Genomic DNA, 3,801 nt, shown 5'->3' on the forward strand with positions numbered 1-3,801 from the left:
GCGTCGAACCGCGCGACCCACGGCCGAGGGTCGTAGGATTCGGCCGGCACGTGTTCTGCGACTGCATCGGTGACCTCCATCCCGTGCGCCTCGGAGAGCAGCCGCCCGTACGCGACCCAGTGGTCTCTGGTGAGCTGCCCATCGAGCGCGGGACGGCCGTCGACCCATGAGACGACCGAGAGCCGCCCGCCATCGCGATCCGCCCACATCTGAGCCGACCGCGTACGCATGACGGACACCACCGAAGCGCCGACGACGCGGCCGAGCTGGTCAGGCACGACCAGTCCCGCCGCCGAGCTGCCGCTGCTCCATTTCACCGCGTACCGCGTCCCGTCGGAGCCGGTGGCGCGGAAGATGTCCGCCGCGGCGTCGGCGCCACCGTCCACCCGCTCCAACGCTGAGAGCTCGATCCCGAAGTCAGCCGCGACCCAGTCATGGACGGTGGTGAGCATGATGGCGCCACGCCCGGGGGCGGGTGTCCCCTCAGTCATGTAACAGCTCCCTTGAAGGCTCGGACGGACCGTCAAGCCAACAGGATCGCAGACATTGTCAGGCGACGGATGCCCGATGCTCAGGTCGATCACCGAGCATCCGCCATGTCACGCGGTCGTCGTCACATGGTGGCCATCGCATCATGATGCGCGGCGATCCGCTCGGCCGGAAGCTCGAAGTCATATGCGGCGACCTTCCCGACGGCTCCCTGGAAGAACGAGCCGAAATCACGGGTCCCCACCCGGAACGGCGCGTCGCCGCGTTCGGGCACGATCACCATTCCACGGATGCTCAGATCGTCCTGGTCCCGCAGCTCACCGTCCCGGTAGATCTTGGTGTAGCCGTTCGGGAACTCCGCGCTCTTAGCCTCGGCGTTGATCACCAGCACATAGTGGATCCAGTCTCCGGCAGCGAGCGGATCCTGGAAATAGGAGCCCGCGCCCAGGCCGCCGTCCAGGTTGAAGGAGTAGCCGGAGATCCGGTTCTCCCGATCAGACGTGTTGTCGAGCGAGTACATCCGCGACACGTACTCATGCTCTCCAGCCGTGCCCTTACCCATCCAGTGGACGTAACCGCTGCTCTCATCGTTGGGGAACTGGAGTGTGTCCGGCCGCATCCATGCCTCGAGCGTGAATTCGCCCGTCGTCGCCGGGCTGAGCTCAGGCGCGTCGCCGACCTCGAAAAACTGTGAGCTCCCATCGAAGACGGCCGCCCCATCGCCGTTCGGCAGGGTGGTGGTGGCCGGCGACGCCACATACTCGCCCTCGAGCCCCGACCCGGACAGGTCGGGCTCCGTTCCTGCCGCCACGTTCTCCATCGCCCAGTACACGGATGGCGAGTCGGCGAGGATCTCGGCGTCGTACTCCGAGTCGACGTGGCAACGGAAGGGCGGCGGCGTGGCGCCGGATTGCGAATGTGGCGGTGTGACATGGCAACCCGAATGCGGCGGTCCTGCGTGGGAAGGGGTATCCGGCGACGTCGCCGGGTTGGTCGCGGCGGGAACCGCTGCCAGATAGCTTCCGCCGAGGACAGCGCAGAGCGTAGTGGTGAGAACGATGGAACGCCGAACAGTGCTGTGGATCATGCCGGTCCCTTTCTCGTGCGGTTCCTGCTGCCTGCAGGCTGGACAGTCAGGGTGGTGCGGCGACCGAGCCGCGCCGCACCACACGGCCTTCGACAGCCTCCGTGCGCGTGGTCCCGGTGTCGCCCTCGGCGGCCGGTTCTTCGAGCAGCCAATCCACCGCGAGCTGCCCGACCCGGGCGCTCTGGCCGGTGATGGTGGTGATGCCCGGATATACGAGCTCGGCGAGCACGTCATCGTGGCCGGTGACGCTGACGTCGTCCGGGACCAAGCGGCCGAGGCGGCGGAGCCCTTCCACCAGCCCCGAAGCGAGCACGTCATCGAACGCCATGACGGCGGTGGCACCGGATTCCACGACGTTCCCGGCGGCCGCCCGGCCATCACCGTAACTGGCCGTGGTAGGCGGTAGCTTGACGAACTCCGCACCGCGGGCCGTCACGCGGCGCGAGACCGCTCGGGATCGTTGCTTGTTAGCCCAGGACTGGGCAGGGCCCGACAGGTACGCAATACGGCGGTGGCCGAGATCGACGAGCTCGTCCACAAGCTCCTCGAGCGCCGGCGTGGAGCCCGTGTAAAGCGACGGGATCCCCTCGACGACACGGCTCACCAGTACGAGCGGGATCATCTCGCTGAGCTCGCGGATGTGGGGGACGCTCATCCGCGAGCCACACAGGATGATGCCGCGAGTCTGCTGGGCCAGCTGATGGCAGACCTCACGCTCGATGCGGGCGCTGTCATCGGTATCGGCGGCGAACACGCCGATACTGCGTCCGCGAGAGTGCGTCTGGGCGGCCTTGAGCAGTGTCGACATGTACGGGTTGGTGATGTCGGGGACGACCAGGCCGATATTCATCGACGTGCCGGTGATCAGTGCCTTAGCCACCGGGTTGACCGAGAAACGCAGGCGGGCGGCGACCTCCTTGACATGTTGCACGGTGGACGGGGAAAGCCGCTCCGGGCTGGAGAACGCTCGCGACACCGTCGAGATGGACACACCCGCCGCCTCGGCGACGTCCTTCAGCGTGGCGCGTCCCGCCTGCTTCTTCATGACCTGACCACCTCAGATAGACCCGGTTGGTCATCGTACGGTGCGCTCATCCTTTGAGCGCTCCCTCGGCCAGACCCTTGAACACCTGTTTCTGCATGAAGAAGTAGACGAGCAGCGGCGGGACCATGACCACCAGCGCGGCGGCGGAGATGACCCGCTGGTCGGCCGAGAAGGCACCGGACAGGAACTGCACCCCCACATTGACCGGATACTTGTCGGGGTCGCTCAGGATCACCAGCGGCCAGATGAAGTGGTCCCAGGAGTCGAGGAAGCCGAGGACGGCGATCACTGCGAGCGAGCCGCGCACCGACGGGAGCATGATGCTCGAGAACAGCCGGAACGGACCCGCCCCATCGACGGTCGCCGCCTCCTCGAGTTCGTCGGGTACGTTGAGGAAGGCCTGGCGCATCACGAAGATCGAGACGATCGATACGGCCTGCGGCAACACCACACCGACGAGGGTGTCCTGCAGACCGACCCCACGCGTGACGAGCAACGTCGAGACGAGGATCACCTCGAACGGCAGCACGGCGGTGGCCAGCAGAATGGCGATATACAGCCCGCGGCCGCGGAACGAGATGCGGGCGAGGGCATAACCGGTGAGCGTGGAGAGGACCACGTTCGCGGTCACGCCCATCGCGGCGATCAGCGCCGAGTTGAGCAGATACCTGGGCAGCGGGATGGCGGTGAAGGCTGTGACGAAGTTGTCCAGCGTGGGATTCTCCGGAATGAGTGTGCCCGGGAAGCCGACGGCGGACTCCGTCGCTCCTTTGAGGGCGTTGCTCAGCTGCCAGATCAGCGGACCGAGCACGACCAGCACCGCGACGAGCATGAGCACCCAGCGGATGAGTTTCTCCTTGGTGGAGATCCGATCCCGGCCGCGGGGACGCGGGCGTCGCGACTCGGCGGTGTGAACGGTGGCGTTGCTCATACGCGATTCCTCCGGGAAAGAAGCCAGGAGATACCGGACACGGCGAGCACGAAGGTGAACAGCACGAGACTCACAGCTGAGGCGTAGCCCGCGTCGGTGCCGGGCGATATGCCCTTCTGGAAGAGGTAGAGTACGATCGTCTCGGTGGAGTTGCCGGGGCCGCCGCCGGTGATGACGAACGGCTCGGTGAAGACGCGGAGGGTGGCGATCGCCGCGAGAATGGCCACCAGCATCGTCGTTCCGTTGATC

4 protein-coding genes and 1 pseudogene are annotated in these 3,801 nt (G+C 66.5%); all 5 read right to left on the reverse strand.

Annotated elements, in window-relative coordinates; translation table 11 throughout:
* A partial coding sequence (locus ELR45_RS34895) for a hypothetical protein (protein WP_205856318.1) occupies positions 1-491 on the reverse strand: 491 nt, incomplete at its 3' end.
* 122 nt (positions 492-613) lie between these two features.
* On the reverse strand, positions 614-1,576 hold the full coding sequence (locus tag ELR45_RS10020; protein WP_205856319.1) for a LamG domain-containing protein: 963 nt from the start codon (positions 1,574-1,576) through the stop codon (positions 614-616).
* 46 nt (positions 1,577-1,622) lie between these two features.
* Positions 1,623-2,621: a LacI family DNA-binding transcriptional regulator gene (locus ELR45_RS10025; protein WP_129665571.1), complete on the reverse strand. Its 999-nt coding sequence runs from the start codon at positions 2,619-2,621 to the stop codon at positions 1,623-1,625.
* A 46-nt stretch (positions 2,622-2,667) separates the two neighbouring features.
* On the reverse strand, positions 2,668-3,552 hold the full coding sequence (locus ELR45_RS34900) for a carbohydrate ABC transporter permease (RefSeq protein WP_165367644.1): 885 nt from the start codon (positions 3,550-3,552) through the stop codon (positions 2,668-2,670).
* Positions 3,549-3,801 (reverse strand): annotated as a pseudogene (locus tag ELR45_RS34905) (sugar ABC transporter permease); the annotation flags it as partial. The pseudogene ELR45_RS34905 and the gene ELR45_RS34900, both read right to left, overlap by 4 nt.

This window comes from Phytoactinopolyspora endophytica (genome assembly GCF_004138495.1).
Lineage (GTDB): Bacteria > Actinomycetota > Actinomycetes > Jiangellales > Jiangellaceae > Phytoactinopolyspora > Phytoactinopolyspora endophytica.

What these genes read in the sequence shown, in the direction of transcription:
- ELR45_RS34900 (WP_165367644.1), bottom strand. Translation starts at nt 3,552, where the DNA reads ATGAGCAACGCCACCGTTCACACCGCCGAGTCGCGACGCCCGCGTCCC.
- ELR45_RS10025 (WP_129665571.1), bottom strand. Translation starts at nt 2,621, where the DNA reads ATGAAGAAGCAGGCGGGACGCGCCACGCTGAAGGACGTCGCCGAGGCG.
- ELR45_RS10020 (WP_205856319.1), bottom strand. Translation starts at nt 1,576, where the DNA reads ATGATCCACAGCACTGTTCGGCGTTCCATCGTTCTCACCACTACGCTC.